The organism is Mesorhizobium sp. M7A.F.Ca.CA.001.10.2.1, assembly GCF_003998575.1.
Classification (GTDB): domain Bacteria; phylum Pseudomonadota; class Alphaproteobacteria; order Rhizobiales; family Rhizobiaceae; genus Mesorhizobium.
In genome coordinates this window covers 1-1,300 of sequence record NZ_RZQY01001048.1, presented here as the reverse complement: position 1 = coordinate 1,300, position 1,300 = coordinate 1, and the positions used below count along the sequence as shown (strand labels likewise).

Genomic DNA, 1,300 nt, shown 5'->3' with positions numbered 1-1,300 from the left:
GTCTCGGCCAGGGCCGCGAAAATGCCAAGCTGTTCCTGCGTGACAATCCCGACACGGCACGCGAGATCGAGTTGTCGATCAGGCAGAATGCCGGGCTGATCGCCGAAAAATTCCTCGAGAATGGCGGCCCTGAGCGCGGCGATGATGACGGTTTCGAGGAAGAATCCGGCGCGATGTAACAGCTTCGTGCGCGATGCCGGCCGGAGTTCGGCCATAATCGCGTTCTATTATCTCAGGCTTATGTAATCGAGTTCCGCGTTATTGCGTTTCGAAACCGCCGGCCCAGTGCCGGCGGTTTTGCGTTTCGGCGGCGGAACCAGGCCGGGTCGAACGGCCGGCAAAGGCCGTGGATTGGACCAATTCCGTGTTTCTGGACAGGGTGAAGCGCGGCGGCTAAAAGGCCAAGTCCTAATCTTCTAAAACGCAGAGCCCATTTCCGCCGGTTGGCCCGGCGGCTCTTCCAAAAAGGCAGCATCATGAGTGGCGTGAACGAAATCCGGTCGACATTTCTCGACTACTTCCGCAAGGAGGGTCACGAGATCGTCGCATCGAGTCCGCTGGTGCCGCGCAACGACCCGACGCTGATGTTCACCAACGCCGGCATGGTGCAGTTCAAGAACGTCTTCACCGGTCTGGAGAAGCGGCCCTATTCGCGCGCCTCGACCGCCCAGAAGAGCGTTCGCGCCGGCGGCAAGCACAATGATCTCGACAATGTCGGCTACACCGCGCGCCATCTGACCTTCTTCGAGATGCTCGGTAATTTCTCCTTCGGCGACTATTTCAAGGAGCGCGCCATCGAGCTTGCCTGGAACCTGATCACCAGGGAGTTCGGGCTGAACAAGGACAAGCTGCTGGTCACCGTCTATCACACGGATGACGAGGCGGCCGGCTTCTGGAAGAAGATCGCCGGTTTTTCCGACGACCGCATCATTCGCATCGCGACCTCGGACAATTTCTGGGCGATGGGCGACACCGGACCGTGCGGGCCGTGCTCTGAAATCTTCATCGACCGCGGCGAACACATCTGGGGCGGCCCTCCCGGCAGCCCGGAGGAGGATGGCGACCGTTTCCTCGAATTCTGGAACCTGGTGTTCATGCAGTATGAACAGGTGACGAAGGAGGAGCGCATCGACCTGCCGCGCCCCTCGATCGACACCGGCATGGGCCTGGAGCGGATGGCGTCCATCCTGCAAGGGGTGGAAAGCGTCTTCGAGACCGATCTGTTCCGTCACCTGATCGACGCGGCCTCGTCCGCGATCGGGCATGGTCCCGACAAGGAGACGGTCGCGTCCTACCGGGT

General features: G+C 60.8%; 1 protein-coding gene and 1 pseudogene. Both read left to right on the top strand.

The genetic code is table 11. From position 1 onward, the window contains the following. A pseudogene (locus EN964_RS38970) lies at positions 1–179 on the top strand (DNA recombination/repair protein RecA); the annotation flags it as partial. Between the two features lie 297 nt (positions 180–476). Then, positions 477–1,300, top strand: an 824-nt coding sequence (locus EN964_RS34900) for an alanine--tRNA ligase-related protein (RefSeq protein ID WP_245490736.1), incomplete at its 3' end; no start/stop codon positions are given.